The organism is Endozoicomonas sp. 8E (genome assembly GCF_032883915.1).
Lineage (GTDB): Bacteria > Pseudomonadota > Gammaproteobacteria > Pseudomonadales > Endozoicomonadaceae > Endozoicomonas_A.
Map to the genome: position 1 here is coordinate 4,640,883 of NZ_CP120717.1, position 25,172 is coordinate 4,666,054.

Annotated in this window: 25 protein-coding genes; 13 read left to right on the forward strand and 12 right to left on the reverse strand. The window is 48.2% G+C overall.

Annotated elements, in window-relative coordinates:
- Positions 1-229: 229 nt before the first annotated feature.
- Complete coding sequence (locus P6910_RS15550) at positions 230-1,210, reverse strand: NAD(P)H-quinone oxidoreductase (RefSeq protein WP_317142195.1); 981 nt, start codon at positions 1,208-1,210, stop codon at positions 230-232.
- A 464-nt stretch (positions 1,211-1,674) separates the two neighbouring features.
- Here P6910_RS15550 and P6910_RS15555 point away from each other — a divergent pair, with 464 nt between their 5' ends.
- From P6910_RS15555 to P6910_RS15565, 3 genes are all read left to right on the forward strand, one after another.
- Positions 1,675-3,846: a carboxy terminal-processing peptidase gene (locus tag P6910_RS15555; RefSeq protein WP_317142196.1), complete on the forward strand. Its 2,172-nt coding sequence runs from the start codon at positions 1,675-1,677 to the stop codon at positions 3,844-3,846.
- A gap of 232 nt (positions 3,847-4,078) precedes the next feature.
- Positions 4,079-4,684, forward strand: a complete 606-nt coding sequence (locus tag P6910_RS15560; RefSeq protein ID WP_317142197.1) for a glutathione S-transferase family protein — start codon at positions 4,079-4,081, stop codon at positions 4,682-4,684.
- Between the two features lie 85 nt (positions 4,685-4,769).
- Positions 4,770-5,057: an antibiotic biosynthesis monooxygenase gene (locus P6910_RS15565; RefSeq protein WP_317142198.1), complete on the forward strand. Its 288-nt coding sequence runs from the start codon at positions 4,770-4,772 to the stop codon at positions 5,055-5,057.
- Between the two features lie 64 nt (positions 5,058-5,121).
- Here P6910_RS15565 and P6910_RS15570 read toward each other — a convergent pair whose 3' ends face one another.
- The 4 genes from P6910_RS15570 to P6910_RS15585 all read right to left on the reverse strand — a co-directional run bounded on the left by P6910_RS15570 (position 5,122) and on the right by P6910_RS15585 (position 7,536).
- Entirely contained in the window at positions 5,122-5,490 is a 369-nt protein-coding gene (locus tag P6910_RS15570) for an STAS/SEC14 domain-containing protein (protein WP_317142199.1), read from the reverse strand.
- A gap of 132 nt (positions 5,491-5,622) precedes the next feature.
- The gene (locus tag P6910_RS15575; RefSeq protein WP_317142200.1) at positions 5,623-6,054 is read right to left on the reverse strand and encodes a TraR/DksA family transcriptional regulator; all 432 of its coding nucleotides are present in this window, start codon (positions 6,052-6,054) and stop codon (positions 5,623-5,625) included.
- On the reverse strand, positions 6,051-7,250 hold the full coding sequence (zigA, locus tag P6910_RS15580; RefSeq protein ID WP_317142201.1) for a zinc metallochaperone GTPase ZigA: 1,200 nt from the start codon (positions 7,248-7,250) through the stop codon (positions 6,051-6,053). The genes P6910_RS15575 and zigA overlap by 4 nt, the downstream gene beginning before the upstream one ends.
- Before the next feature lie 88 nt (positions 7,251-7,338).
- Complete coding sequence (locus tag P6910_RS15585; RefSeq protein WP_317142202.1) at positions 7,339-7,536, reverse strand: hypothetical protein; 198 nt, start codon at positions 7,534-7,536, stop codon at positions 7,339-7,341.
- 8 nt (positions 7,537-7,544) lie between these two features.
- On the opposite strand from P6910_RS15585, the gene P6910_RS15590 reads away from it, so the two are divergent.
- The 4 genes from P6910_RS15590 (at position 7,545) to katG (ending at position 12,105) form a co-directional block, all read left to right on the forward strand.
- Positions 7,545-8,576 (forward strand): hypothetical protein, encoded by a 1,032-nt coding sequence (locus tag P6910_RS15590; RefSeq protein WP_317142203.1) that lies wholly within the window; start codon positions 7,545-7,547, stop codon positions 8,574-8,576.
- A 258-nt stretch (positions 8,577-8,834) separates the two neighbouring features.
- A complete protein-coding gene (locus P6910_RS15595; protein WP_317142204.1) occupies positions 8,835-9,413 on the forward strand; it encodes a DJ-1/PfpI family protein in 579 nt (192 codons plus the stop codon).
- Between the two features lie 80 nt (positions 9,414-9,493).
- Positions 9,494-9,769, forward strand: a complete 276-nt coding sequence (locus P6910_RS15600; protein WP_317142205.1) for a hypothetical protein — start codon at positions 9,494-9,496, stop codon at positions 9,767-9,769.
- Positions 9,770-9,924: 155 nt separating this feature from the next.
- Positions 9,925-12,105, forward strand: coding sequence for a catalase/peroxidase HPI (katG, locus tag P6910_RS15605; protein WP_317142206.1), 2,181 nt, complete (start codon positions 9,925-9,927; stop codon positions 12,103-12,105).
- 71 nt (positions 12,106-12,176) lie between these two features.
- Here the strand turns inward: katG and sstT are convergent, their stop codons facing one another.
- On the reverse strand, positions 12,177-13,427 hold the full coding sequence (gene sstT, locus P6910_RS15610) for a serine/threonine transporter SstT (protein ID WP_317142207.1): 1,251 nt from the start codon (positions 13,425-13,427) through the stop codon (positions 12,177-12,179).
- Between the two features lie 837 nt (positions 13,428-14,264).
- Here sstT and P6910_RS15615 point away from each other — a divergent pair.
- Entirely contained in the window at positions 14,265-15,329 is a 1,065-nt protein-coding gene (locus P6910_RS15615; protein WP_317142208.1) for an AraC family transcriptional regulator, read from the forward strand.
- Between the two features lie 189 nt (positions 15,330-15,518).
- Positions 15,519-16,850, forward strand: coding sequence for an acetyl-CoA hydrolase/transferase family protein (locus tag P6910_RS15620; protein ID WP_317142209.1), 1,332 nt, complete (start codon positions 15,519-15,521; stop codon positions 16,848-16,850).
- Positions 16,851-17,331: 481 nt separating this feature from the next.
- Here the strand turns inward: P6910_RS15620 and P6910_RS15625 are convergent, their stop codons facing one another.
- The 3 genes from P6910_RS15625 to P6910_RS15635 form a co-directional block, all read right to left on the reverse strand.
- Positions 17,332-17,628: a DUF6482 family protein gene (locus P6910_RS15625; protein WP_317142210.1), complete on the reverse strand. Its 297-nt coding sequence runs from the start codon at positions 17,626-17,628 to the stop codon at positions 17,332-17,334.
- 9 nt (positions 17,629-17,637) lie between these two features.
- On the reverse strand, positions 17,638-18,180 hold the full coding sequence (locus P6910_RS15630) for a hypothetical protein (protein WP_317142211.1): 543 nt from the start codon (positions 18,178-18,180) through the stop codon (positions 17,638-17,640).
- A gap of 94 nt (positions 18,181-18,274) precedes the next feature.
- A complete protein-coding gene (locus P6910_RS15635; protein WP_317142212.1) occupies positions 18,275-18,433 on the reverse strand; it encodes a hypothetical protein in 159 nt (52 codons plus the stop codon).
- Between the two features lie 152 nt (positions 18,434-18,585).
- Here P6910_RS15635 and P6910_RS15640 point away from each other — a divergent pair, with 152 nt between their 5' ends.
- The 4 genes from P6910_RS15640 to P6910_RS15655 all read left to right on the forward strand — a co-directional run bounded on the left by P6910_RS15640 (position 18,586) and on the right by P6910_RS15655 (position 21,332).
- Positions 18,586-18,834: a hypothetical protein gene (locus P6910_RS15640; protein ID WP_317142213.1), complete on the forward strand. Its 249-nt coding sequence runs from the start codon at positions 18,586-18,588 to the stop codon at positions 18,832-18,834.
- A 103-nt stretch (positions 18,835-18,937) separates the two neighbouring features.
- Entirely contained in the window at positions 18,938-19,213 is a 276-nt protein-coding gene (locus P6910_RS15645) for a hypothetical protein (protein WP_317142214.1), read from the forward strand.
- Position 19,214: 1 nt separating this feature from the next.
- The gene (locus P6910_RS15650) at positions 19,215-20,456 is read left to right on the forward strand and encodes an MFS transporter (protein WP_317142215.1); all 1,242 of its coding nucleotides are present in this window, start codon (positions 19,215-19,217) and stop codon (positions 20,454-20,456) included.
- A gap of 273 nt (positions 20,457-20,729) precedes the next feature.
- Positions 20,730-21,332, forward strand: a complete 603-nt coding sequence (locus P6910_RS15655) for a porin family protein (protein WP_317142216.1) — start codon at positions 20,730-20,732, stop codon at positions 21,330-21,332.
- Positions 21,333-21,649: 317 nt separating this feature from the next.
- On the opposite strand, the gene P6910_RS15660 is transcribed toward P6910_RS15655, so the two are convergent.
- The 3 genes from P6910_RS15660 to P6910_RS15670 all read right to left on the reverse strand — a co-directional run bounded on the left by P6910_RS15660 (position 21,650) and on the right by P6910_RS15670 (position 25,141).
- Positions 21,650-23,014, reverse strand: coding sequence for a leucyl aminopeptidase family protein (locus tag P6910_RS15660; RefSeq protein ID WP_317142217.1), 1,365 nt, complete (start codon positions 23,012-23,014; stop codon positions 21,650-21,652).
- A gap of 194 nt (positions 23,015-23,208) precedes the next feature.
- Positions 23,209-23,904 carry an ABC transporter ATP-binding protein gene (locus P6910_RS15665; protein ID WP_317142218.1) on the reverse strand — a complete coding sequence of 232 codons (696 nt, stop codon included), beginning with the start codon at positions 23,902-23,904 and terminating at the stop codon, positions 23,209-23,211.
- On the reverse strand, positions 23,897-25,141 hold the full coding sequence (locus P6910_RS15670; protein ID WP_317142219.1) for a lipoprotein-releasing ABC transporter permease subunit: 1,245 nt from the start codon (positions 25,139-25,141) through the stop codon (positions 23,897-23,899). The genes P6910_RS15665 and P6910_RS15670 overlap by 8 nt, the downstream gene beginning before the upstream one ends.
- Positions 25,142-25,172 lie beyond the last annotated feature (31 nt).

Consider the following 25,172-nt stretch of genomic DNA (forward strand, 5'->3'; position numbering starts at 1 on the left):
TAAAAGTCGGAAAACCACTATTCGCCCACAGGTTCGCGCATATAATGCTACAGCCTACCCAAAAAACCTGAGGCCTCTGATGAAAAACAGCAACCAGCTGCCAGCCAGCAAGCCTGAGGGCAACGAATGCTTTGAGCTCGGGTATAACTGATACATTCTGCCAAGCGCCTTTCAATGCCCACAGCAGAATAATCAGAGGCCTTTATGACTGTTTTAAAGCGACTCAAAATCATGAAGCAGGCAAGGAAAGAATCACCTTGCCTGTTGTTTTATTGGACGCCATTAAATCATACGCTTTCTGATATTGAGCTATAGGAAGAACCGTATCAATAATCGGTTTTAATTGGCCCTGAGCAAATAAAGGCCAAACCTTTTCCATTAATTCGGCTAACAACTTTTCTTTTTCGGTAATTGGCAGAAAACGCAGGGTTGATCCCATCAACTGAATTCGTTTCATTAGTAGCAGTCCCATATCCAATTGTGTTTTTCGGCCTGCCATTAAACCTATAGTGACAATTCTTCCGCCGTTATTCATTAAAGACAGGTATCTTTCCAGCCAGTCTCCGGCACAACAATCCAACACCATATCAAAGGGGCCAAAGGCTTTAAGAGCCTTCCAATCCTGCTGATGTCTGTTCAGGCCATTTTTTGCTCCCAGCCCTCTGCAGAATTGCAACTTCTCATCACTGCCGACCACTACCGTCACATCAATGCCAAAGTGGTCACATAATTGAAGAACTGCAGTACCCACACCACTGGCACCCGCCATCAGCAGAACCTTGTCTCCGGCTTTGACCTTGCCACGATGAAACAGGTTTAACCAGGCCGTTGTGTAAACCTCAACAATCCCTCCTGCCTGCACAAGACTCAGTGACCCGGGAACCGGCAGCAACAGCCGCTGATCACACACTACACTCGTCGCCAGTCCTCCACCCGGTAACAATGCACACACCTGCTGGCCTGGCAACCACCGGCTGACATCGGCTCCCACCGTCTCAATAATCCCGGAGCATTCCAGCCCCATAATGGGGGTTACACCTTCTGGTGGATTGTAAGTTCCAGCCTGCTGCGACAGGTCGGCACGATTAAGACCTGCGGCCACTACGCGAACTTTTACCTGATCTTTACCCGGAGGCTCATCGGGAAAAGACCGCCATTGCAACGCCTTGTCAATAGCCACAAGTCCGTGAAAGTTTTTGCTCTCTTGCATCTTTACTCAATCCTTAGTGATCAAGCCGATACAGGTATCATGGAAATACCTCTGTTATCGAACTTCATTGAATGAGCGGTTAACCAGCCTGAAGCGGTTCTGAAAGCCCCCTGACTGGCTGCATTCAGTTATAGACTGTATTATGTCTCAGGGGATATTCACAATCACAGAAGAAAACTGATTGAGAAAGCCCCCAAAGCACTGGTAACTTAAAAATAGAGGTCAACCAATGCTTTGGGATGGGTCTGTGGACCAACTGTCTGGAAGCCAGCAGTGCCAAATGCTCCAAACGCAGTATCACCCGATAACAAGGCTTTGACAGGCTTTGGATTACTTCCGGTGCAGAATAGGCTGAAACGCACGTTCTGAATGTTTTGGTACAAGTGTTTCAGGCACAGTGGGATGGAGTGTCCTATAGTCGATGAACGTCGTCTTAAACACTCTGTAACAGGACGTAATCCTTCATGAGCCGAGGCGGCACACCCGATATCGAAAAACGACACGGAGCTTCACAATCCATGATACCGACCCTGCTAAACGCCAGGAAAACACCATCGGTTTTTTTTGCCCTGTTCACCGCGCTCTGTTTAACCACCAGCTCGGTTTTTGCCGCTGACCAGAATCTTGAGCGTCCAGTTGAAGAACTAAAGCCCAGCCTGCAGCAGGCCATTGCCAGTGTTAATGTGGTACAACTGCTGTCACGTAACCATTACCGCAAAATTGAGCTGGACAAAGAGAGTGGTGAAAAAGTATTTCAGCGCTACCTCGATCGTCTGGACCCCAACCGCAGCTTTTTCCTGCAAAGCGATATTGACCAGTTTGCCCCCTACAAAGAAAAGCTCGACAGCTCACTGAAGAGCGGCGACCTGAAACCTGCTTTTGAAATATTCAATCGCTACACCGTCAGGGCAGAAGAACGTGCTCGCTACATGCTGGCCCAGGTCAAGCAGGGAGTCGACAAACTGGACCTGAAAAAGAAAGAAAACCTGATTGTTGACCGCAAGGAACAGCCTTGGCTGGCCAATAAAAAGGCCCAGCGCAACCTCTGGAAAAAGCAATTCAAGGACAGCGTACTGACCTTGAAGTTGAACAACAAAACCGATGAAGAAATTGCGGATCAATTGAAACGACGTAACACAAACCTTTTACGCCGATTGCATCAGAGTAAAAGTGAAGACGTTTTCCAGACCTACATTAATTCTTTCACCGGAATTTTCGATCCCCACACCCAGTACTTTTCGCCCCAGACTGCCGAGAACTTTGACATTAATATGAGCCTGTCTCTGGAAGGTATTGGTGCAGTGCTGTCTGCCGAGGATGAATACACGAAAGTGGTCAGCATAGTCCCCGGTGGTCCTGCCGATAAAGCAGGCAAGCTGAAGCCCGGCGATAAAATCATCAGCGTGGGCCAGGGCCAGAAAGGTGCCTTGGAAGATGTCGTAGGAATGCGTCTGGATGACGTGGTTAAACTGATCCGTGGTAAAAAGAAAACCCTGGTCAGACTGGAGGTTATTCCGGGGTCCAGCAAAAGCAGTAACACCCGTATTTACGAAATTATTCGTGACAAGGTCAAGCTGGAAGAACAAGACGCGAAAAGTCACATTCTGGAATTTAAACAGAATAATAAAAACAAGCGTATAGGGGTTATCGAAATTCCTACCTTCTACATAGACTTCAAAGCGGCTCAGTCCGGTGATCCCAACTACAAGAGCACGACGCGCGACGTGCGCAAGCTGCTTGAAAAGCTCAAAAAAGAAAACCTGGACGGCATGATCATAGACCTTCGTGGCAATGGTGGTGGCTCTTTGCAGGAAGCCAATGAGCTGACTGGCCTGTTTATTGATCAGGGCCCAACCGTTCTGGTGCGGGACAGCAGAGGTCGCACCGAGCGTCAACAGGACCCGGACCCGACTCAGGTCTACAGTGGCCCCATGGCCGTTGTGGTTGACCGCCTGAGTGCTTCCGCTTCAGAAATCTTTGCCGGTGCCATGCAAGACTACGGACGAGCACTGGTGATTGGCGGTCAGACTTACGGAAAGGGTACCGTTCAAAGCATTCAGCCGCTTAACCATGGACAGCTGAAACTGACCCTGGCCAAGTTCTACCGTATTTCCGGTCAGAGTACCCAGAACCAGGGTGTGCTGCCCGACATTGCCTTTCCGTCACTGTATGACGGACGTGATATCGGCGAAAGCAAACTGCCTGACGCCCTGCCCTGGGATACCATCAAGCCAATCCCTCACAGAAAGTATTCAGATATGAAACCTTATCTGGAACCTCTCGATGATAAGCACCGCAAGCGAACGGATGAAGACCCGGATTTCGTCTATCTGAACGAAATGAAGGAGTACCTGTCCCGCTACGAAAATCAGGAAAAAGTGTCGCTGAACGAAGCTGAGCGCAAGCACGAAATCCAGACCATGCGTAGCCAGAGGCTGGCCATTGAGAACCGGCTAAGAAAAGCCAAAGGAGAACCCCTGTTAAATAATCTGGATGAACTGGAAGCAGCCGAGCAGGAAGAATCTTCTTCTGAAACCAAAAAGAAAAAGAAAGAAACAGACGCCTTTATCAAGGAAGCTGGAATGGTTCTGGTGGATCTTGTTCAAATTCAGACAAAACAAACAGCCAACCGTTAATAACCTCTCAGGGCCTGATTGTCAGGCCCTGACAGTCTCAAGAGCTCAACCTCCTGAATCTCAAGACAGCTACTAATATCTACCTTTCGAAAAAAACTGGTACAATGTCGCTTAATAAAATAAAAGCGCCCTTAACAGGAAGCTATTGAACAAATAGGGAAAGATAACGGAATATCCTGATTTCATTGGGCCCGATAAATCATCTAAACCTTAATTGGGAGCTCCCTCAGATATGAAAATATATGGCGATATCCAGTCCGGTAACTGTTACAAGATCAAACTGCTCACTGCCCTGCTTGACCTGAATCACAAATGGGTTGCCATTGATGTTTTGAATAATGAAACACAGACTCCCGATTTTCTCGCCAGAAACCCTAATGGCAAAATTCCATTGCTGGAGCTTCATGATGGCCGTTGTCTCTGGGAATCAAACGCTATCCTGAACTTCCTGGCCAGAGAGTCTGAGCTGCTGCCAACAGACCCTTTTTTACAGGCAAAAATCCAGCAATGGCAGTTTTTTGAGCAATACAGCCACGAACCCCATATCGCTGTTGCACGCTTTATTAATAAGTATCTGGGAATGCCTGAAGATCGAAGAGATGAATTCGAAAGCAAACAGGAAGGCGGCCACAAAGCTCTTAAAGTCATGGAACAGCAGCTTTCACAAACCCCTTTTCTGGTGGGGGAACAGCTGACGACGGCTGACTTGTCTTTGTTCGGGTATACTCATGTTGCCCATGAAGGCGGCTTTGACTTATCTGAGTACCCTGAAATCCAAAACTGGATTGAGCGAATCCGCAGCCTTCCGGGATTTGTTTCAATGTCTAATAAATGCTGAATGCCTGGCCTCTTCTGCAGTGCTCTCTGTTAATAATACCCATTCACTGCAGGAGACTTCTAAAAACTCCAATCAGGGAACGACCATGTACGCTGTCATTTTCAGAGCTACAGTCAAACAGCTGGATCAAGAGTACCTTGAATTGGCCCAACGTATGCGTGAGCTGGCCTTGAATGAATACGGCTGTATTGAGTTTATAGCCAGTACTGAAGGTGATCAGGAGCTGGCCATCTCATACTGGCCAGACAAAAACAGCATCCATGCCTGGAAGAACAACCCTGAACACCTGATAGCCCAACAAAAAGGCAAGGCACTCTGGTATCTGAACTACCAGGTGGAAATTGTCGAAGTCCTTCAGAAATACCGTGGCTAAAAATCAAATGCCCGGATACCTCTGAAGTGTAATGTTCGCATAGATCGTTTTGCCCACTTCCGCCTCAATCCTCTTCCTGAATCCAGAGCTTTGCCGCCTCCAGCTGCTCGTATTTGAAGTGCCTGATTTTTGCGGCAATAAAGTGGCTGGCCATTTTTTCCCTTGCCCCCACCTCTTTTGCATCCGTCACAATGGCAATTTTTCTCAGATGTTTGTGATGGTTTTTCACAAACCGGATGTGGCTGACCAGTGCACCAAAGGATTCCCAGCCGGGAAAATGATCGGTATGGATAATCAACCCGGCCAGCCCTCCTCTCTCTTCAATCATAGGATCAATTTGTCGAGCGGCCGAAACAAAATCCTCTTTTGAAAGCGGTCCATGAGGTTCCAGAAGAGCAATGCCGTCTTTCCTGCCCATTTCAATAGAAAGCATATTCGATCCCAGCCTCTGCATGAATGAAATAGAGTTGTACTGCAATCACTATAGGTCGGATCACTGTCTTCTCCAGTGACGCCCTCTATTTGTGGAATCTTTGACGGCAGCCTATTTCAATGACTGACACCTTCAGTCCCGGTATGACTGTTCCCTGTATTCCATCCGGGCTTTCACTTCGGCGCAGTATTCGGCTGTGGGTCTTGCCAGAAGACGGGGGATGCCTATGGGCTCGTCCGATTCAAGACAGTAACCATAGGTACCTGATCGTATACGCTCCAGTGACTGTCTGATCTTGGACAGCAATTTTTGTTCTCGATCTAAAATCCGCAACGAAGTGCTGCACTCTTCTTCCCAGGATGCTCTGTCACTGTCATCGTTCAATTCCGGTGGGCTGGCCATTTGACTTTTGGCTTCTTGAATTCGGGCTTCTGTCGATTCGTGAAGCAGCAATAGTTGATGCTTGAAGAAATCCAGTTGCTCAGTATTCATGTAGTCAGACTCTGCAGCCTGTTTAATCTGATCTTCAGTCAACGTGCAATGTCCCAGTGATGTTGTCTTCATTGACTTTCTCCCCAGCCAGGAAAAGGATCGCTCAAGCTTGCCCAGTACTCTTTACCTTTGAGAACCTCTTCTTCTTTCAATAAACAATCGTCGAGGGCTTTAGTGATGGCGTGTTGATCCAAGCCCTGACCGATGAAAACAAGCTCCTGGCGCATATCGCCGAAAGGTTCTACCCAGTTATTCTGAATGGAGGCAAGGTAATCTTCATCGTCAGGCCAGTTCTCTTTCGGGACAGCTTTCCAAAACATACCTGCGAAACCATAACGTGCAATACCGCCAGCCTGACTCCATTGGCCTGCAAATTCCGGACGAGAGGCCAACCAAAAGTAGCCTTTGGATCGAATCAGTTTTCCATAGTCTCTTGCGGAGTGGAGAAACTGGTAAAACTTATCTGGATGAAAGGGTCGGCGGGCGGTGTAACTAAAACTTCCAATGCCGTATTCTTGGGTTTCCGGCACATGTTCGCCGCGTATTTCCTTAAGCCAGCCTGGCGCTGATTGTGCGCGCTCAAAGTCAAACAGCCCAGTGTTTAGTACTTCGTCAACATTTACCTGACCATGAGCAATGGGAATGATTCGGGCATTGGTATTGAGCGTTTTCAGGATCGCAGTCAAACGTTCCAGTTCGGGCTGTTCGATCAAATCGGTTTTGCTGATTAGTAGTATATCGGCGAACTCGACCTGATCTACCAGTAAGTCAGCGACACTGCGTTCATCCTCTTCCCCTAAAGACTCCCCGGTTTCCTGAAGGTATTTCGCCTCGTCATAATCCTTGAGGAAATTCACCGCATCCACCACTGTGACCATTGTATCCAGCGTGGCGACATCAGACAGTGATTCACCCTTTTCATCAGCAAAGGTAAAGGTTTCAGCGACGGGTAAAGGTTCGGAAATGCCGGTGGATTCAATCACCAGGTAATCAAAGCGTCCCTCCTGTGCCAGTTTGTTGATCTCCAGCAGCAGATCTTCGCGCAAGGTACAACAAATACAGCCATTACTCATTTCCACCAGCTTCTCTTCCTGGTGACTCAGTGAGACTTCGTTTTGAACCTGTGCTGCATCGATATTGATTTCGCTCATATCGTTAACGATAACGGCCACTTTTTTACCTTGACGGTTGTTGAGAATGTGGCTCAGTACAGTGGTTTTTCCTGCGCCAAGAAAGCCTGAAAGCACAGTGACGGGTAGTTGAGTCATGACGGATAGTTCCGGTCCAAGTGAATATGCAGGTGAGTACGCCCTGAATTATTATGTTATATTATAACAATTCAAATTTAGTCAACCACTACCGAATGCTCTTTATAACCTGAGTTCGATCATGACAATCGGGAAATAACAGCCTGTGCCCAAAAGCTTCGGCTTTGGCGGCACCAATATCTGTCTGGCGTTTAGCCTCGTCGAGGGAAAACATCAGTACGCTCTCATAGACGACCCCATGGAAGAAGTGCAAAACCCCGTTGCAATCAACATGGAACTTTTTCATAACTGCCAATGTCAAACTTAAAGACTGATCAGAACTTTTTGTACCAAGTTAGAGAGGTTAACCATTTTATTTTCAAGGAGTATTTGATGATGAGAACGGCGATGATGAGAATGGCAAGTATTTACCGACAAAACAATAACAGACTGCTCGACCAATGGCGCTCTGAAATCGGTCAAAAGACAGGGGATACCACTCAACCAACATTTAATGGCCGGTTTATTGCCAGATATGATGATTTTTTAGATAAAAACTTAGTGCATAAGGTATACAAGGACGTAAAAGCAGCCAGAAGATTTGATGCCTTTGCCGGTAACAGATTGGAGTATCTGGCCCATGGAAAAGAAATGAAATACTACCCAAACTTCCTGGACAGCAGTCCCCACAAGGATCGCTATTATGTGCCAGTGCTCGGGGCATTTTGTGGGCCTGAATTACGGGTACCCGCTATCGCATTTGACAGGTCTTGTAAATTAGCTGAGGAAGATCTGGTGAGAGCCTATCTTGAGGAACAGAATGTCACTGAATCAGTGGCTGATTTCACCTGCTCCAACCTTGAAAAAATGGCCCAACTAGGCAATTGGTCCGATCAGAGAGTACCATTTCACTGCAGCATACTAAAATATACGCTCAATTCAGACTTCCCGGAAATATCCCATCTGGATTGGCATTATGACAGGAACAGTTTATCAATGACAGCAGTCGTTTCGCCATGCGAGCAGGAAGGCGGTACGTACTCCGGCGGAGAGCTGTCTTTTGCTGAACGCGCACAAGAAACGTTTTTTTCCGGACTTTATTCTAAGTTTTTTTCTACGAAAAGCTACATTCCTGAAACGGTCAAAACATATTCCTATCCAGAAAATGGCTGCCTTTTTTTCGAGAACCTGTGGTCAGAACACAAAGTGAACAAGATGAGCCTGGTTGCAGGGGAATCCTGTGAACGCGTCCTGTTTACACTGTTCGCAAATCCGAATTTAGAACAACTGATGTCCTTTTTGAGCCGAAATTCAGACAAAAATCTGGTGACAAAAGACAGGCTTTGAAGTCAGATGCAACAGGCGCTGTAACCAACGGCGCCGAGCATGATTACTGACAATCCCTCGATAAACGCAAAATCTGACAGGTTTTTCGCTGCTCCAAAGTCATTCGGAACAATCAGAGCATCAGAGTCAGCGACTTACTGAAGTGCGAGGGTTTCGAAACCCTCCGAGCCATATGTGGCTGCTCTATCGCTTGTCTCACTGGGAAGATCTCTTTATATTCGAGAAACTCAATAAGCGCCAAATCAAGAATAAGAACCCATGAATATTGCCATCTATATATACGACAATGCAGAAGTACTGGATTTTTCCGGTCCTTTTGAAGTATTTTCAACAGCCAGCCGGGTCTGTGCAGACGGCAAGCCTTTTAATGTCTTTCTGATAGGAGAGACTGGGGAAACCGTTACTGCCCGGGCAGGATACAGCGTGAACCCTGACTATGGATTCTACAACCACCCCCCTGTTGACCTACTGATGGTAGTCGGCGGCGAGCATAATGCCGAATTGAAAAAACCTCACGTACTGGACTGGCTAAAAACCTTTTCAGCCAGTGCACAAATGACAACATCCGTTTGTACTGGCGCTTTTATCCTGGCCGAAGCGGGTATTCTGACCGACCAGAAAGTCACTACTCACTGGGAAGATATTCCTGACCTCAGGCAACATTATCCACAACTGGATGTGGTCTCAGACCAGCGCTGGGTAAAAGACGGCTCTATTATGACATCAGCCGGTATTACCGCCGGGATCGATATGAGTCTTTCCCTGGTGAGTTTACTGCACAGTCAGGAACTTGCAGAGAAAACTGCAAGACAGATGGACTTTGTATGGAACCGATAATCCCGCTGGAAGGTGGCCATTTTGACAGTCAATCAAACCGGTATTACCTTCAGCGATAGTCGTTTGGTAAGATCAAAACCATGTCCATCCGCTCTGTTGCCGGTAAAGATCAAGTCACCATTATCGGTAAAATCAGGAAAAAGTCCCAACTTCAACCTGGTGGTGGAGCCATGTTTGAAGAAAAGGATGAAATGGTTGTCACTACCCAAACGGCTGATGATATTGAGGCCTTGGGAGGTTGTCTGGCAGATCATACCAATGGCCAGAAAGCCACTCTGGATGATATGGAGGATAGCATTCAGGCGGCTCAAGAGCTTTTGATTACTGATCCAGAGCTTTTTTTCGGCATTGATTAATCAGGATTCTTAACTCCGAAACAGTGACTTTATCATTTGCTGACTCAGCCGTTGACTCTTAAACTTCCTATCATCTGATTTCTTTGACTTCATCCGGGTAAAGCAATTTTAAAAGGCATGTTCCGCAATTTGTCGGGACGAACAGGAGGCTCTGTATGTCTGTTAGTCAATGTCCGGTTATGCATCATACCTCTGGTGGCGGTACATCCAACCAGGATTGGTGGCCCAACCGATTAAAGCTGGAAATCCTGCGACAACACGGTGCTGCCTCTAATCCGATGGGTGCGCATTTCGATTATGCAGCCGAGTTCAACACCCTGGACCTCAAAGCAGTCAAAACTGACCTCGAAGTACTGATGACTGACTCCCAGTCCTGGTGGCCCGCCGACTTTGGTCATTATGGTCCTCTCTTTGTCCGGATGGCCTGGCACAGTGCCGGAACCTATCGTAATCTTGATGGCCGCGGTGGTGCAGGAACAGGTAGCCAGCGTTTTGCCCCCCTTAACAGTTGGCCGGATAATGCCAATCTCGACAAGGCCCGTCGTTTGCTCTGGCCTATCAAACAGAAATACGGCCGAAAACTGTCCTGGGCCGACCTGCTGATTCTGGCAGGCAATGTGGCTCTGGAATCAATGGGCTTTAAAACCTTTGGCTTTGCCGGCGGACGAGTAGATATATGGGAATCAGAAAAAGACATTTACTGGGGCAACGAAAAAACCTGGCTAAGTGATGAGCGCCACATCGGTGAACGCAATCTGGAAAAGCCACTGGCCGCCGTCGAGATGGGCCTGATCTATGTCAACCCCGAAGGCCCTAATGGCAATCCTGACCCAAAAGCCGCTGCTGTGGAAATCCGTAGTACTTTTGCTCGTATGGCCATGGATGATGAGGAAACCGTTGCTCTGATTGCTGGTGGCCACACTTTTGGCAAATCTCACGGCGCGGGTGACCCCTCTCTGGTCGGTCCTGAACCCGAAGCAGCAGACATAACCGAGCAGGGACTGGGATGGAGCAGCAGCCATGGATGCGGAAAAGCCGGCGATACCATCACGGGTGGACCGGAAGTGACCTGGACCAGCCAGCCGACCCAGTGGAGCAACCTGTATTTTGAAAATCTGTTCCAATACGAATGGGAACTGGCCAGAAGTCCGGCCGGAGCTTATCAATGGGTTGCCAGAGACAGTGAAGCTACTATTCCTGATGCCCATGATCCAACAAAACGTCATCAGCCCACCATGCTGACTACCGATCTGTCACTTCGTTTTGACTCAGCTTATGAAAAAATATCCAGAAACTTTTATAAAAATCCGGATCAGTTTGCCGATGCCTTTGCCCGAGCCTGGTTTAAGCTGACTCACCGAGACATGGGGCCCAGGGCACGTTACCTGGGTCCGGAAGTGCCTGACGAAGTGATGATCTGGCAGGACCCCATTCCGCCTGTTGATCATGAACTGGTCAGCAAGGAGGATCAGGTCGTACTCAAGCAGCAGATTCTGGATTCCGCACTCTCAATCAGTGAACTGGTATCAACCGCCTGGGCTTCTGCCTCAACCTTCAGAAGTTCGGATATGCGTGGTGGCGCCAATGGCGCCCGAATCCGGCTGGAGCCCCAGAAAAGCTGGGCAGTCAACAGACCAGAACAACTTTCTCGCGTTCTGCCGCAGCTTGAAGATATCCAGCAAGCGTTCAATGGTTCTCAATCAGTTAACAAAAAGATTTCCCTGGCCGACCTGATTGTCCTGGGTGGCTGTGCCGCTGTTGAACAGTCTGCCAAAAATGCAGGCTACGATATTGACCTGAAATTCAACCCTGGTCGTATGGATGCTTTACAGCAGCAAACGGATGTTCAGAGCTTCCGGCTACTGGAGCCTTTAGCGGACGGCTTCAGAAACTATCAGAAAAGTGCCATGGCTGTCTCTGCAGAAGCACTTTTAATCGACAAGGCTCAGCTGTTGACCCTGACCGTTCCTGAAATGACGGTTCTTATTGGCGGCATGCGTGTTCTTAATACCAACAGTGACCAGAGTCAGCATGGGGTTTTCACCTCTAAATCAGATGCCCTGACCAATGATTTCTTTATCAATCTACTGAATATGGACACTGAGTGGAAAGCTACATCTGTAGATAAAAGTATTTTTGAAGGCCATGATCGTAAAACCGGAGCCAGTCAGTGGAGCGCAACCCGGGTAGATCTGGTTTTTGGCTCAAACTCGGAGCTCCGTGCAGTAGCCGAAGTCTATGGTTCCTGCGACGCCGGTGAGAAGTTTGTTCACGACTTCGCCGCAGCCTGGCTCAAAGTGATGGATCTTGACCGGTTCGACCTCAAAGCTTCCTGATAGCTCAACAAATAAAAAAACCGCCAGAATCAGCTGGCGGTTTTTTTTATGCACTGAATGATACTTCAGTCTCAGGCATTAGCTTGCCGGATGACATCGACAGTCTGACCATTCTCTTCGGCAGAGATACAGGCTGCAGCAGTGAACAAAACGTCGGTTGAACTGTTCAGTGCAGTTTCAGCAGAATCCTGGATAACACCGATGATAAAACCGACGGCAACAACCTGCATAGCCACATCAGCAGAGATGCCGAACAGGCTGCAAGCCAGAGGAATCAGCAGCAAAGAGCCACCTGCCACACCGGAGGCGCCACAGGCAGACACAGCAGCAATCAGGCTCAGAATCAGAGCCGTTGGCATGTCCACCTGAATACCCAGAGTGTTGACAGCAGCAAGGGTCATTACAGTGATGGTGATGGCAGCCCCCGCCATGTTGATAGTCGCTCCCAAGGGAATGGATACAGAGTATGTATCCTCATGCAGGTTCAACTTTTTGCAAAGCTCCATGTTCACTGGAATGTTAGCGGCGGAACTACGGGTGAAGAATGCGGTTACTCCACTCTCACGCAGGCATTGGAAAACCAGTGGGTACGGGTTGCGCTTGAGTTTGGCGAACACGATCAGCGGGTTCACAACCAGCGCAATAATCAGCATACAGCAGATCAGAACCATCAGCAGCTGCCCGTAATCAGCAAGAGCAGAGAAACCAGTCTGGGCTATGGTGTTGGCGACCAGACCGAAGATACCCAAAGGTGCCAGCTGGATCACAAACCGGACGACGTTGGATACCGCATCAGAAAGGTCATGAACAACACGCTTGGTGCTATCAGAAGCACGATGCAGAGCGAGGCCCAGTGCGATAGCCCATGTCAGGATACCGATAAAATTACCGGTCATCAGGGCTTCAACGGGATTCTGGACAATGTTGAACAACAGGGTGTTCAGAACCTCACCAATGCCCTGGGGCGGGTTGGCACTGGCTTCATTGGTGACCAGAGTCAGGGTAACCGGAAAAGCAAAGCTCATGGCAACGGCCGTCAGAGAGGCCGCCAGGGTGCCGATAAGGTAGAGGCTAATGATGGGCCTCATGTTGGTGTGCTGACCTTTTTTCTGGTTGGCAATAGAAGCCACCACCAGCACGAAGACCAGAACAGGTGCTATTGCTTTGAGGGAACCAACGAACAGAGAACCCAGCAAAGAGAAAGAGATAGCCATATCAGGAGCAACGACCGCAAGGCCTGCCCCCATTACAATGCCTGCGATTATCCTCAGAACCAGGCTCGTGCTGGCCATGCGTTCGAATAGAGATTGAGTTTCACCCATACCATACCCCACTTTATTTATAATGAAATTCACGCCCTTTCAGACAATCGGTTGACAATCATGGAAAGGTTGAGCGCCCGGCTTTTGGCTGTTTGCTCATTAATCCTTCCGTACCATTCCCCCTTCTGAAAGACCCCTTCATACTTCGGAAATCACCAATCGGGCGATCGTTTCATAAGCAGTTCACACAAATCGAGCGCGCAAAGCTAATGGATCAGCCCCTTGATAGTATTGATATAAGTCAACTATTTAGACCCTTATTCTATAGAGTAAGTTCACTATTACTTTTCCGCCAGCCGGCTCAATGGTCATTTCTGAGGGGGCATTGAGTCACTCCCCCGTCAACCCTGTTGACCTTTTTCCGAAGGATAAAAATCAACTTTCTCCATTATTTACTGGCTTCTAGAGCTGTTTTCTCTGTTTATTTCTTGAACACACAGTTAGGATAGAGAGTCCAAGACGAAGAGTCATTGTGGATTGAACAGTAATGGGAAGGGTCTCCCCCCAGACATTTATCAGTAAATCACATGAAAAATACGTATATTCGCTCTGTGACACTGTTTTCTGCCGCAAAAGCAATCACAGCCAAAGGAACTTTGCTCGCTGTTTGAATCACGAAAGTATCAGTTTAAAGTCTCTTTTTGAGCGGTATAATCTGCAACAGGCATTAAAAGTGCTGAACGGCAGTGATGCAAACATTACCACGATGACGAACACGCCGGGACTCCAAGCGCCTTTCGTCGCTGGACTGTCTGTCGGCCCGCCAGACCAGGCTAAAAGGTTAATCCATCAAGTTTGCATGTTTGCCAGCACACTTCTATAGCGAACCAGATATTTATGTACCGTAAAACGTCTTTCACCGATTCGTCATCGGAAGTGATTAATAAATACCGCGGAACGGTCAGTGGACGCTGGTTTGACCTGATTATTCTGCAAATACAGAAACATGGGGTGAATCCATTATCTCCTGAGCATTTTAATATTCCCCTTGAAAGCTGGTCGAACTGCGACAGGCCAGTCCCGGTTGATGGCGCTCGCAGGTTGCTCTACTGGGCCGTGGAGCAAACTGGCAACCCCCTGTTACCGGTCGACCTGGGGCTTTCACTTCAACCGCTTGATATCAAGTCGCTGGGTATCGTCTTGTGGAGTGCTGCATCACTCAGGCAACGAATTGAAAAACTGGAAATGTATCAATCGCTGATCACAACAACCACCCGAATCATCTTCAATCAAAAAGCCGGGACAGCCTCATTATTATTAATTGACAGTGACGCTCTCGATAAACAGGTCAACCTGACCACACACGGTATGATGGCCCTGGTTTCAGCTGTTACCAAGGTGATACGCTGGGACAATGAAGCCGAAATCACGATACACCTGCCATTTGAACAACCGACATACCACAAAAGACTTGAGGACAAATTGGAGAGCACTCTGAAATTCTCCATGTCTCAGTATCGCATAGAATTCAGTGTTGATGCGCTGGATCAGCCTCTGCGCACCACTGACCCCGAGCTGCTTCAGGCAACTGAATCACTGGTTCAGAAAAAGCTGTTAATGATCGAACAAAGCAACCTTGTTTTAAAAGTCAGTCGCTCACTCTTGGAGTTAAGCCCGCTTATACCGCCAACGACTGGTGAAATGGCCAGCCTGATGAATATGAGCAGTCGCACATTCCAGAGAAAACTGACAGAGCTGGGGCTGAGTTACCGGGAACTGGTTAACAAAATACGCCATGAAAAAGCGATTGCCCTGATTGAGTCCGGCGACACACCGCTGTCCACGATCGCTTATGAGTCAGGGTTTGGCGATTTAAGCAGTTTTTCCAGAGCCTTTAAAAGCTGGACAGGTTTGTCGCCAAGGCAGTACCGCAATGTCCAATCCTGCAAGGTTAAAAAATAAAACGGTAGGAAATATGACTCAAATCAAACCCTTTATTGAGAGTCGCTAACAAACAAGTACATGGCGCATCCTGCCAAGTTTTTGATGGATCATTGATGTAGAGTGAAGACCTCATCGTTACCAAACAAGACCCTGAGTTACAGATATTTTCGGGGCGGGTCACTCTGTGCCTATAAAAAAGGAGTCACCATGACTGCTCAATTTGATATCAAAAACTGGCAATCAACCTACGATCGTAAATGGTCCCCGCTGGAAAGTGCGGCAAATGAAATCCAGTCCGGGGACAGGGTCTGGATTGGTGGTGCCAATGGTGTTGCTATTCCGGTTCTTAAACAGCTTTGCCATCGTAAAGATGAATTAAAAGACGTTGAACTGTTCGGTGCACTATTAATGTTTCCTTTTGATTTTCTCAAGGCAGAATTTAAAGGCCACATAAATTACAACTGCTTATTTACTGGGCCACTGGAGAGAAAATTCCTGGGGCCTCATGGCAATATAAAGATTAATTCTGTGCACTTTTCCCAGACGCAGAGCTTTATGAAAAACATCATGAAGCCGAATGTTCTGTTGATGGAAGTTTCCCGACCTGATGAAAATGGCTTCATGAGTCTGGGTCATATCGGTGCCCTGTTAGGCGACAGCGTGGTCGAAAATGCCGAAAAGGTGATCGTGGTTGTTAACGACCAGGTACCCTATCTTAAAGGTGAAAGTAACTTTGTCCATGTAGACCAGGTTGACAAACTGGTTGAATGCAATCACGAACTGCCCTTCGCGCCTCAGGCCCAGCCAAGCGAACTGGAGCAGAGTATTGCGAGCCACATTCTGCCTTACATTAATGATGGAGACACCATTCAGATCGGTTTTGGCGGACTCTCAGATGCGGTTGCCTATGGTTTGGAAAACAAAAAGAATCTGGGCGTGCATTCGGAAATGATGACAGACTCCCTGCTGCACCTGATTAAAATTGGCGCTATTGATAACAGCAATAAAACCATTGACAAAAACAAACTGGTTTATGGACTGGCTGTAGGAAGTCGGGAACTTCTGGATTTTCTGGATAACAACGACGACACCCATGTCATGCCCCTGTCAACGCTGAACAGGCCGGAAGAAATAGCTGAACAGGATAATTTCATTTCCATCAACGGAGCTTTGATGTGCGATCTGACCGGTCAGATTGCGGCTGAAGGTGTTGGTCTGAATCAGATTTCATGCACAGGTGGTCAGCTTGATTTTGTTCGCGGCGCTGGCATGTCCAAAGGTGGCAAGTCCTTTATCGCCCTGTCGTCTGTCTTCAAAGGCAAAAACGGTCTGGAATCTCGCATTCAACTGACCCTGCCCGCTGGAACCCCGGTGACCACACCTCGCAGTGACGCTATGTTCATTGTCACAGAATACGGTGTTGCCGACGTGCACAACAGGCCCCTCAAAGACCGTACCGCAGCCCTGATTGCCATCTCTCATCCGGATTTCCGCGAGGCCCTCACTGCCCAGGCACGTGAAGCGGGTCTGATCGACTAAAACGGACATTTTCTCTTCGGTGACCTTTGATTAATTCTGCAAAGGTCGGCCGATGCCCATACCTTTAAATTGGAGAATGCTATCGTCTCTGAAGAAACGACCATTGTAGAATAGCTCAAGAGGCTTGCTCTGCAAGCTTGGCTTAGATCCCGGCACTCACGTCCTAGGGTGATGAAATTACGGGGTTCAAGCGGGGATTCGATAAATGGAGGAGGGCAAGCGATGCAGTCTCACAATCTTCTGGCAGGGTTAGCCATCGGCTTGTTTCTGACGGGGTGTTCTTATCATAGCGGGTCAGAAAAAAAGTCGATGTGCACCGAAAGCTGGTACGAGTACGTAGAGTCGAGAGTGCCCACAGGCGATGGCATGGGCCACGGCCCAGACCCCGGCTCCACAGAATGGCGCTCAGTTGTGGAATTCAGGCTGAACTTACGAGATCAGAACCTGTTGCCTGATCGATCAGGTGATCAATGGTGTTGGGCTATCGATCAATTTTTAAAAGCCCATGACGAATAGTTTTACCTTCACCGGAATCACCCGAGCTGATCATCTCGTCATAGGCTGAAGACATCACCATATCCAGCTGACCCGAAAGATCCTTGCCCAAAGTGTATTTGGCTTCGAAGATGCTATGAAAGACTTTGGGCTTATTTTCTGCACGCTCGGTGAGCCATTCCCTGTCGTTAATCCGGCACAGATAGATGTCACCTTCAGCCGAAATCAACTCCAGATGCGTCGGCTTCTGGCGAACAATGGCAGTCAGAGTTTTCAGATTCATAACCTAGCCTCACGAATGTTTTCTGAGTAACCATGATCCCATGAAGGGGTTGTCCAGCCTCTGGCTTCTACCAGCCGGTTCCGCCTCAGGGATTTGAACTGCAATAACGCGCGTCAGTTTTGAAACGGAAGTAGATTCAACATCCAGCATGACCACAGAGCCACCCTTTTCAAGGTGATCATGGAAAGGCTGAAGCCTGAAGTTGTCACTGGAAGCTCCGATCAACCCCCCCAGCCAGGTGGAGTAACCCAGTACCACCATACATGCAAAAAAAGTGACCACCGAGGCAACCGGATGCCCCTCCATTAATTCGTGGACCGCAAGGCCGGTCAGTACTGTCAGCAGGATACCAATGAGAAACCCTCTCTCACCTGAACGAACAGTGTCGTACTCTTCGAGAAAGGACAGATCATTCAGATGCTTTTTCTGCGTCGCCAGATGATCTTTGTGAGCAATGTGGATCCGATTATGGGAGACCCCTTCGGCTTCGGCAAGGTCGTTCAGCTTTTGAGCGAAGGTGAGGTCAGGCAGACGATAGAGTACTCTTAACATACAAAACACCTTCTTGCGGTGATTAAGTAAGGTCTCAAAACCCAATATTAGAGCCAATACGGACGATTGGCGAATTTGGATCACTTAGAAAGCATCAGGGCTTTTTTGCACGCCTCTCCTCCACAAACTCCCTGAAGGTTCGGTCGGCCAGAGAGATCACTTTTTTTCGCCAGACCATGACAATTTCCAGTTTTACCGACTCAGTGAAAGGTACACAGATTCGGTATTCACTTTGCGTGACGAGCTCAAACATTGGGGTTATAGCACGATTGTCTGCGTTCTTGCACTGGTTTCAGGGCGAAGCACCGGAACGAACTGGAAGCATATGTTAGATGCGCTAGCCAGATTGTTATGAACTTTATGATGAATGAGCTCTCTAAAATAAAAAAATGATAGGAATTTACTATGAATACAGCCCCTACTCAGCCCTCTGTGTCAACAAACTTTCACGCCTTTGCTGCAACCAGTCAACTTAGGACGTCTGAAGATTATCATTCATCTCAGGTGTTTAGACTTAGAGGTAATGAAAACTTTGATTTGCAAAGATTAATCACCAGCAGAAAAGAGGGAAAAGTAAAAAACGGACACATACTTAGTCCTTCTATCACTAAAGATAAAGTATTCCCATTGTGGCTGAGAATAACCATCAGATAAACCTGATAATGCTTTTTGGACCTGCACTCTAAAAAAAGACGCCATCAACAGTAAAAGTACAACTGCCCGGATAGAGTGGTGCAGAGAAAATGGATTAAGATTCTTGTTAGGAAACGATGCTGCTCACTTTACAGTTTCAGAAACAGCAAAAATATTTAAGATTGATTCCTTTGAAAAATATGAAAACTTAGTGAAAAACTTCCCCCATGCAGAAAATGATGATTATATCGACAGGGAACGGGTAGCTACTGAGTTTGACTCTGTGCATTGCACAGAAGATTTTTGTATTCCGGGATGGGATTGTGAATCAACAGCATGGCTCAATACAGATAAATTAGCATTCCAGAAATCTATAAGCTCAGAAGAAATTGACTTGTAGAATGTACGATTTAGCAGCTGACAGAAGCAATAACATGATCGATCTTGCCACACCTTCTTATCGAAAAGCCAGCTTTGCCCTGGCACTGGGATCGTTCCTGATATTCTGTAACCTGTATCTGTTTCAGCCACTGATTCCGGTCATGGCCGATCAATTCTCGGTCTCCGTGCTCAAAGCCAATGGCCTTCTGGCGGCAAGCACTACGGGTCTGGCGCTGACTCTGCTACCCTGGGCCATTCTTTCAGAAAAACTGGGACGCTACCCTGTGATGATGATCAGCCTGGCATTGGTCCCTCTGACAGGACTGGGTATACTCCTTTCAAACAGCCTGACTGTTATGATTGTTGCCCGGGCACTGCTGGGCGTCGCCCTGGCCGGTTTTGCGGCCGTAGCAGTGGCTTACATGGCAGAAGAATTCACCCAAAGCGCCCTTACGATGGCTATCGGCACTTATATTAGCGCTAACTCTCTGGGTGGAATCAGTGGTCGTATCTTTGGGGGATTGGTCTGCGAACAGTGGAACTGGGAAACAGCCGTTGCGGCCATGGCGCTGTTTAGCCTGTTGTGTGCGCTGATTGTCTATGCGTTATTGCCCAGAGCGGTTCATTTTCAACAAGAACCCGGATTCAGTGTTAAGAAAGCCATACGTAATATTGCCGGGCACCTGCAAAACCCGAAATTGTCTCTGGCTGTATTAATTGGTGGACTGAACTTTGCCCTGTTCGTCAATCTATACACCGTAACAGGTCTCAGACTGATTGCTCCTCCCTACTCTCTTCCCGCGGGCTGGACTGCATTGATTTTTCTCTGCTACCTGAGCGGCACCCTCTCTTCCCGACTCAGTGGGCACTGGCGTAAGCAACGCACCACCACTCAGGGCCTGTTGATCGGAACATTTATCAGCATGAGTGGCGTATGGGTAGCCAGCCTGCAGGAGTTAACGGCGGTCATTATCGGATTACTGCTGATCAGTTCCGGGGCATTCTTTGTTCACTCTCTGGCTTATGGCTGGGTCAGTCATCATGCAACCCGTGCCAAAGCTACGGCTACCGCACTGTATCTTGTTGCTTATTATCTGGGAGGCAGTCTGGGAGGATTTCTACTGATCGCTTGCTGGCAGAAGGCAGCCTGGCATGGAGTATTAGTGGGCTCAATGACACTCTACGGATTAATGTACTGGATGTGCTTCAGGCTGAGAAAGTATGATTCCACGGATCAAACACCGACAATGGCTGCGTCATAAATAAAAGACAAAAAAGTCTTCTAAAGCCCTTTACCTGTCGTACAACATTTTACCCGGTTCAAAAACCTGATTGATTTCCGGACCTGTATTCTGCAGGCCAATATCCATCAGGCCAGCATTGCTGAAGTATCAGTTGAAATGACCACTACTCCTTCTTTGAGGTTGGTGGGTTGGTTAATCCAATAGTGTGCTGTAATGTAAAAGAACCGCACTGAGATTCAGACAGCACCTTCTTGTGGCGGTGGTTAGCCAACAACACTGAGGAAAATATTTATGAGAATCACGGTTGTAGCTCTAGCCCTTACCTTTGCCAGTTCTGCGTTTGCATCTGAGGATGGTTTCTACATTGGAGGTAAAGTCGGATATGAATCCATCAATAGCAAGATGGAGCATGGAACACTGAAGGTTGATTCTTTTGGTAACCAGGGGAGTATCTATGGCGCTTTTGCCGGTTATAATTTTTTTCTGGACCGTAGTATGTATGTGGGACTGGAAGCTGAATATAACCACCACAACACTAAGGCTGAGTACAAGCTTGGTTCCTTTGAAAAAGAGATCAAATTCAAAGGTGAATATGGTGCAAGCCTGATTATAGGCAATGCTCATAGTGATACTGTAAACGTCTATGGTCGTTTCGGAATAAGTCAATCAAAGTCAGAAGGTAAAACCTCTAACGGTGATAAAGGGGATGATACTGTTACCGGCTGGCACGGTGGATTCGGTGTAGAGTTAAAAAATGACCCCGATCTCCCCCTTTCACTCAGAGCTGAATACAGGTATACCCAGTACGATGATATTGACTATGACTACGGGGTAGACGTAGAAACCAAACCTAAAACTCATTCGATTTCTCTCAGTGCCATCTACGGTTTCTGAAAATCGACTAAATTAGCAAGAAACTGAAAGCCAGAGAAGCCGACTGCGAATTTGTGCTCGGCTTTTTACGACCTATTCCCATCCTCGGGAGTGCTTTCAGCTGGGCTTTGATTGGCAGCTAAGGAAGAGAACTCTTTTCATATCCGGCCAGTTCATCTCGAAGGCTTCTCAGTACCTGTTTAAAATCAGTCGCAATCATATGATTTCTTTCTGTCGCCATATGCTACATCTTGCCGTCGCAGGAAATTCTATCTATCAACCCCTGAGGTAAAGCCACTGCCTGCAATCAGGAGTGGCTTCTTTCTACAGCAATCAGATTACTGTCCGTAGCGATCCAGCAGTACTTCAAACACGGCACGAACCCCGAAAGCTTCTCCACCTATAGGACGACCTGGCTGATTACGAATATTCCAGGCCATGATATCAAAGTGAACCCAGGGAATGTCCTTGCCGACAAACTCCTGCAAGTAGAGTGCTGCAGTAATAGAACCCCCATAAGGCTCCCTGGCGCAGTTGGTCATGTCAGCGATTTCGCTTTTGAGCATGTATTTGTAGCCCTTGTGCAACGGCATGCGCCAGACCGGGTCCTCCGTTTTATCACCCGCCTGCATCAGTTCACAGGCCAGAGCCGTATCATCGGTATAAAAACCACCCACTTCAGTACCCAGAGCGACACGACAGGCGCCAGTCAGCGTGGCAAAATCGATAATCATTTCAGGATTTTCGGTACTGGCTTCCGTCAGTGCTTCACACAAAACCAGACGACCTTCTGCATCGGTGTTGTGAATTTCTACTGTCAAACCCTGACGGGTTTTAACAACATCGCCAGGACGCAGGGCATTGCCGGCAACCGCATTTTCTACGGCTGGAATCAGCATTCTCAGGCGAACCGGCAGGTTGAAGTCCATGATCAGACGGGCCAGTCCAATGACGTGAGCGGCACCGCCCATATCTTTTTTCATCAAGCGCATACCGGCTGCGCCTTTCATGTCCAGACCACCACTGTCGAAGCAGACGCCCTTACCCACCAGAGTAATGAATGGATGCTTCTCGTCACCCCAGGTCATATCGATCAGTCGTGGCGCATGGCTACTGGCTCGGCCTACCGCATGAATGGTGGGGTAGTTTTGGGCCAACAGCTCATCACCGACAATCTGACTGACTTTACCACCAAACTCTTCAGCCAGCTTTTCCACCGCCTCGCCCAGATGCTCAGGCATCATATCGCCTGCCGGGGTGTTCACCAGATCACGAACGCTAGCCAACGCTTTAACAAACTTTTCAGCTTCTTCTACCTGAGCCTGGCTCGGCAGAATCAATCTTGGACACTCTTTCTGATCAGTTTTTTTGTAACGGTTAAATTGATAGGCACCCAGTCCCCAGCTGAATGCAGCCAATTTGAGCAGGTGTTCATCACCCTGAAGTTTGTAGTCTCCGATGGGCAACTGATTGACCAGATCACCGCAGATAAAGTGACTGGACAGATCTTCAACTCCAACAATGACCTGCCCCATGACACCTTCTTCACCGGGGATCAGACTGATACCTTTCCCTTTGTAGTCCGTACAGGTCAGCCAGTTCTGAAGGGGCTCTGGCTGCTCATCAAACCAACGATCATAATCTGAAGTTTCCACCAGAATCAGAGGAATACCGTGGTCACCAGCCAGCAAATAGGAAAGCATAGGTCTCTACCATTTGGGAAAAAAAGAGATTAAAAGACAACAATATCGAAAGAAGGTACTCAGTATCGAGATAACCTGCACACCCTGTGCGGTAGCAGATGCATGGGGCAAACCGCAATATTACCGTTTGCCCATGCTATCAAAGCCTCATTAACCATGCCAGTGGGCATAGCGTTTTTGGAGCTACGGCAGGCTTAAGAATCCATAATCAGCCTGCCAGACTCCAGTCGAAACACCCGATCCATCTGCCTGGCCAGATTCATGTCATGGGTTACGACTATAAAACTGGTCTTGAACTCCCTGCTGAGAGTCGCCATTAAACCGTGTACTTTTTCGGCAGTGTTAGGATCCAGGTTACCCGTTGGTTCATCCATGAACACCAGATCAGGTTCAGCGACCAGGGCTCTGGCAATGGCTACACGCTGGCGCTCGCCACCGGATAATTCTGCGGGCTTATGTTTGGCCCTTGCCAGCAACCCTACTGCCTCCAACAGCCGTTCGGCTCTCTCCTTAATCTGCCTGATGGGTATTTTCTTTCTTAGCAGCAGCGGCATAGAGACATTTTCCAGGGCGGTGAACTCGGGTAACAGATGATGAAACTGATACACAAAACCGAGGTGGCGATTTCTCAGCTCATTCTGCCGAGCCTCTTTCATCGTCGACAGATCATGGCCGCAGACTCTGATTTCACCGGAAGAAGGGCGATCCAGTCCGGCCAGCAGTTGCAGTAATGTCGTCTTCCCTGAACCGGAGCTGCCAACCACCGCCAACCTTTCAGAAGGACCGACGACCAGGTTCAAGCCTTTCAAGACTTCCAGTTTTTCAGGACCTTCATCAAAACTTTTGGCAAGTGCCTTGCACTCCAATATTGCTTTTACTGACTCAGTCATAACGAAGTGCCTCTGCTGGCTGGGTTTTAGAGGCTCTCCAGGCGGGATACAGAGTAGCCAGGAAACTCATGGACAGACCTGCAATACTGATGGCAGCAACATCGCGCCACTGCAATTCAGAAGGCAGATAACTGATAAAATAAACATCCGGACTGAGGAACTGGATACCCAGAGAGGACTCAAGCGCTGAAATAACTTCAGAAACGTTCAATGCCGCAATAATACCGAGCACAACCCCCAGTAATGTGCCCACAACGCCAATGAGAGAGCCCTGTACCATAAAGATACCCATAATAGTTTTCGGACTGGCGCCCAGTGTTCTCAGAATAGCGATATCTGATTGCTTGTCAGTCACCACCATCACCAGAGTAGAGACGATATTGAATGCCGCTACCGCAACAATCAGCGTCAATAGCAGGCCCACCATGGTTTTTTCCATCTGGATCGCCTGAAACAGTTGCCCCTGGGTTCGAGTCCAGTCCTGCACGAAGTAACGGCCGGGCAGCTGAATGGCAACATCCCAGGCCAGTTTGGGTGCAGCAAACAGGTTTTCCATTTTCAGCCGAACGCCTTCAACACCTTCCGGGACTCTCATGAATCGTGCAGCATCCCGAATGTTGATATAAGCCAGGCTGCCATCCACTTCAGCGCCCACTGAAAAAATACCCACCACAGTGAAACGCTTGAGTCTGGGGAAAACACCGGCAAGGTTCACATTCGCCTCAGGAAGAACCATGGTCACCTTGTCACCGGTCGTCACCCCCAGGGACTGGGCCATGATCTCACCCAGCACTATGCCAAACTCTCCGGGTTTCAGGTTATCGAGAGATCCCTGCTCCATATGCTGATCCACAATTGAAACCTGCTGTTCGTAGGCCGGATCAATCCCGTAAACCATCGCCCCCCGAACCTGACTGCCACTGGTCAGCATCCCCTGACCATCCACAAAAGGAGCAGCAGCAACAATTCCCTCCTGCCCGGAGACCTGTTCAAGAATATCCTGCCAGTCGGGCATGCCGCCGGATGCCGAAGTAATGGTGGCATGGGGAACCATACCCAGTATGCGCTGTTTCAGTTCCCGGTCAAAACCGTTCATGACAGACATGACAATGATCAGTACGCAGACCCCCAAGGTCAGCCCAACCATCGACATGAGTGAAATAAAGGAAATAAAGTGATTCCTTCGTTTGGCCCGGGTATATCTCAGGCCGACAAAAAACGGTAATGGTCTGAACATTTAGAATTTATGAGGCGTCAATAGTTGCGAA

Coding starts and splice junctions, on each gene's coding strand:
- P6910_RS15550 (WP_317142195.1), bottom strand. CDS start 1,210: ATGCAAGAGAGCAAAAACTTTCACGGACTTGTGGCTATTGACAAGGCG.
- P6910_RS15555 (WP_317142196.1), top strand. CDS start 1,675: ATGAGCCGAGGCGGCACACCCGATATCGAAAAACGACACGGAGCTTCA.
- P6910_RS15560 (WP_317142197.1), top strand. CDS start 4,079: ATGAAAATATATGGCGATATCCAGTCCGGTAACTGTTACAAGATCAAA.
- P6910_RS15565 (WP_317142198.1), top strand. CDS start 4,770: ATGTACGCTGTCATTTTCAGAGCTACAGTCAAACAGCTGGATCAAGAG.
- P6910_RS15570 (WP_317142199.1), bottom strand. CDS start 5,490: ATGCTTTCTATTGAAATGGGCAGGAAAGACGGCATTGCTCTTCTGGAA.
- P6910_RS15575 (WP_317142200.1), bottom strand. CDS start 6,054: ATGAAGACAACATCACTGGGACATTGCACGTTGACTGAAGATCAGATT.
- zigA (WP_317142201.1), bottom strand. CDS start 7,250: ATGACTCAACTACCCGTCACTGTGCTTTCAGGCTTTCTTGGCGCAGGA.
- P6910_RS15585 (WP_317142202.1), bottom strand. CDS start 7,536: ATGAAAAAGTTCCATGTTGATTGCAACGGGGTTTTGCACTTCTTCCAT.
- P6910_RS15590 (WP_317142203.1), top strand. CDS start 7,545: ATGTCAAACTTAAAGACTGATCAGAACTTTTTGTACCAAGTTAGAGAG.
- P6910_RS15595 (WP_317142204.1), top strand. CDS start 8,835: ATGAATATTGCCATCTATATATACGACAATGCAGAAGTACTGGATTTT.
- P6910_RS15600 (WP_317142205.1), top strand. CDS start 9,494: ATGTCCATCCGCTCTGTTGCCGGTAAAGATCAAGTCACCATTATCGGT.
- katG (WP_317142206.1), top strand. CDS start 9,925: ATGTCTGTTAGTCAATGTCCGGTTATGCATCATACCTCTGGTGGCGGT.
- sstT (WP_317142207.1), bottom strand. CDS start 13,427: ATGGGTGAAACTCAATCTCTATTCGAACGCATGGCCAGCACGAGCCTG.
- P6910_RS15615 (WP_317142208.1), top strand. CDS start 14,265: ATGTACCGTAAAACGTCTTTCACCGATTCGTCATCGGAAGTGATTAAT.
- P6910_RS15620 (WP_317142209.1), top strand. CDS start 15,519: ATGACTGCTCAATTTGATATCAAAAACTGGCAATCAACCTACGATCGT.
- P6910_RS15625 (WP_317142210.1), bottom strand. CDS start 17,628: ATGAATCTGAAAACTCTGACTGCCATTGTTCGCCAGAAGCCGACGCAT.
- P6910_RS15630 (WP_317142211.1), bottom strand. CDS start 18,180: ATGTTAAGAGTACTCTATCGTCTGCCTGACCTCACCTTCGCTCAAAAG.
- P6910_RS15635 (WP_317142212.1), bottom strand. CDS start 18,433: ATGTTTGAGCTCGTCACGCAAAGTGAATACCGAATCTGTGTACCTTTC.
- P6910_RS15640 (WP_317142213.1), top strand. CDS start 18,586: ATGAATACAGCCCCTACTCAGCCCTCTGTGTCAACAAACTTTCACGCC.
- P6910_RS15650 (WP_317142215.1), top strand. CDS start 19,215: ATGTACGATTTAGCAGCTGACAGAAGCAATAACATGATCGATCTTGCC.
- P6910_RS15655 (WP_317142216.1), top strand. CDS start 20,730: ATGAGAATCACGGTTGTAGCTCTAGCCCTTACCTTTGCCAGTTCTGCG.
- P6910_RS15660 (WP_317142217.1), bottom strand. CDS start 23,014: ATGCTTTCCTATTTGCTGGCTGGTGACCACGGTATTCCTCTGATTCTG.
- P6910_RS15665 (WP_317142218.1), bottom strand. CDS start 23,904: ATGACTGAGTCAGTAAAAGCAATATTGGAGTGCAAGGCACTTGCCAAA.
- P6910_RS15670 (WP_317142219.1), bottom strand. CDS start 25,141: ATGTTCAGACCATTACCGTTTTTTGTCGGCCTGAGATATACCCGGGCC.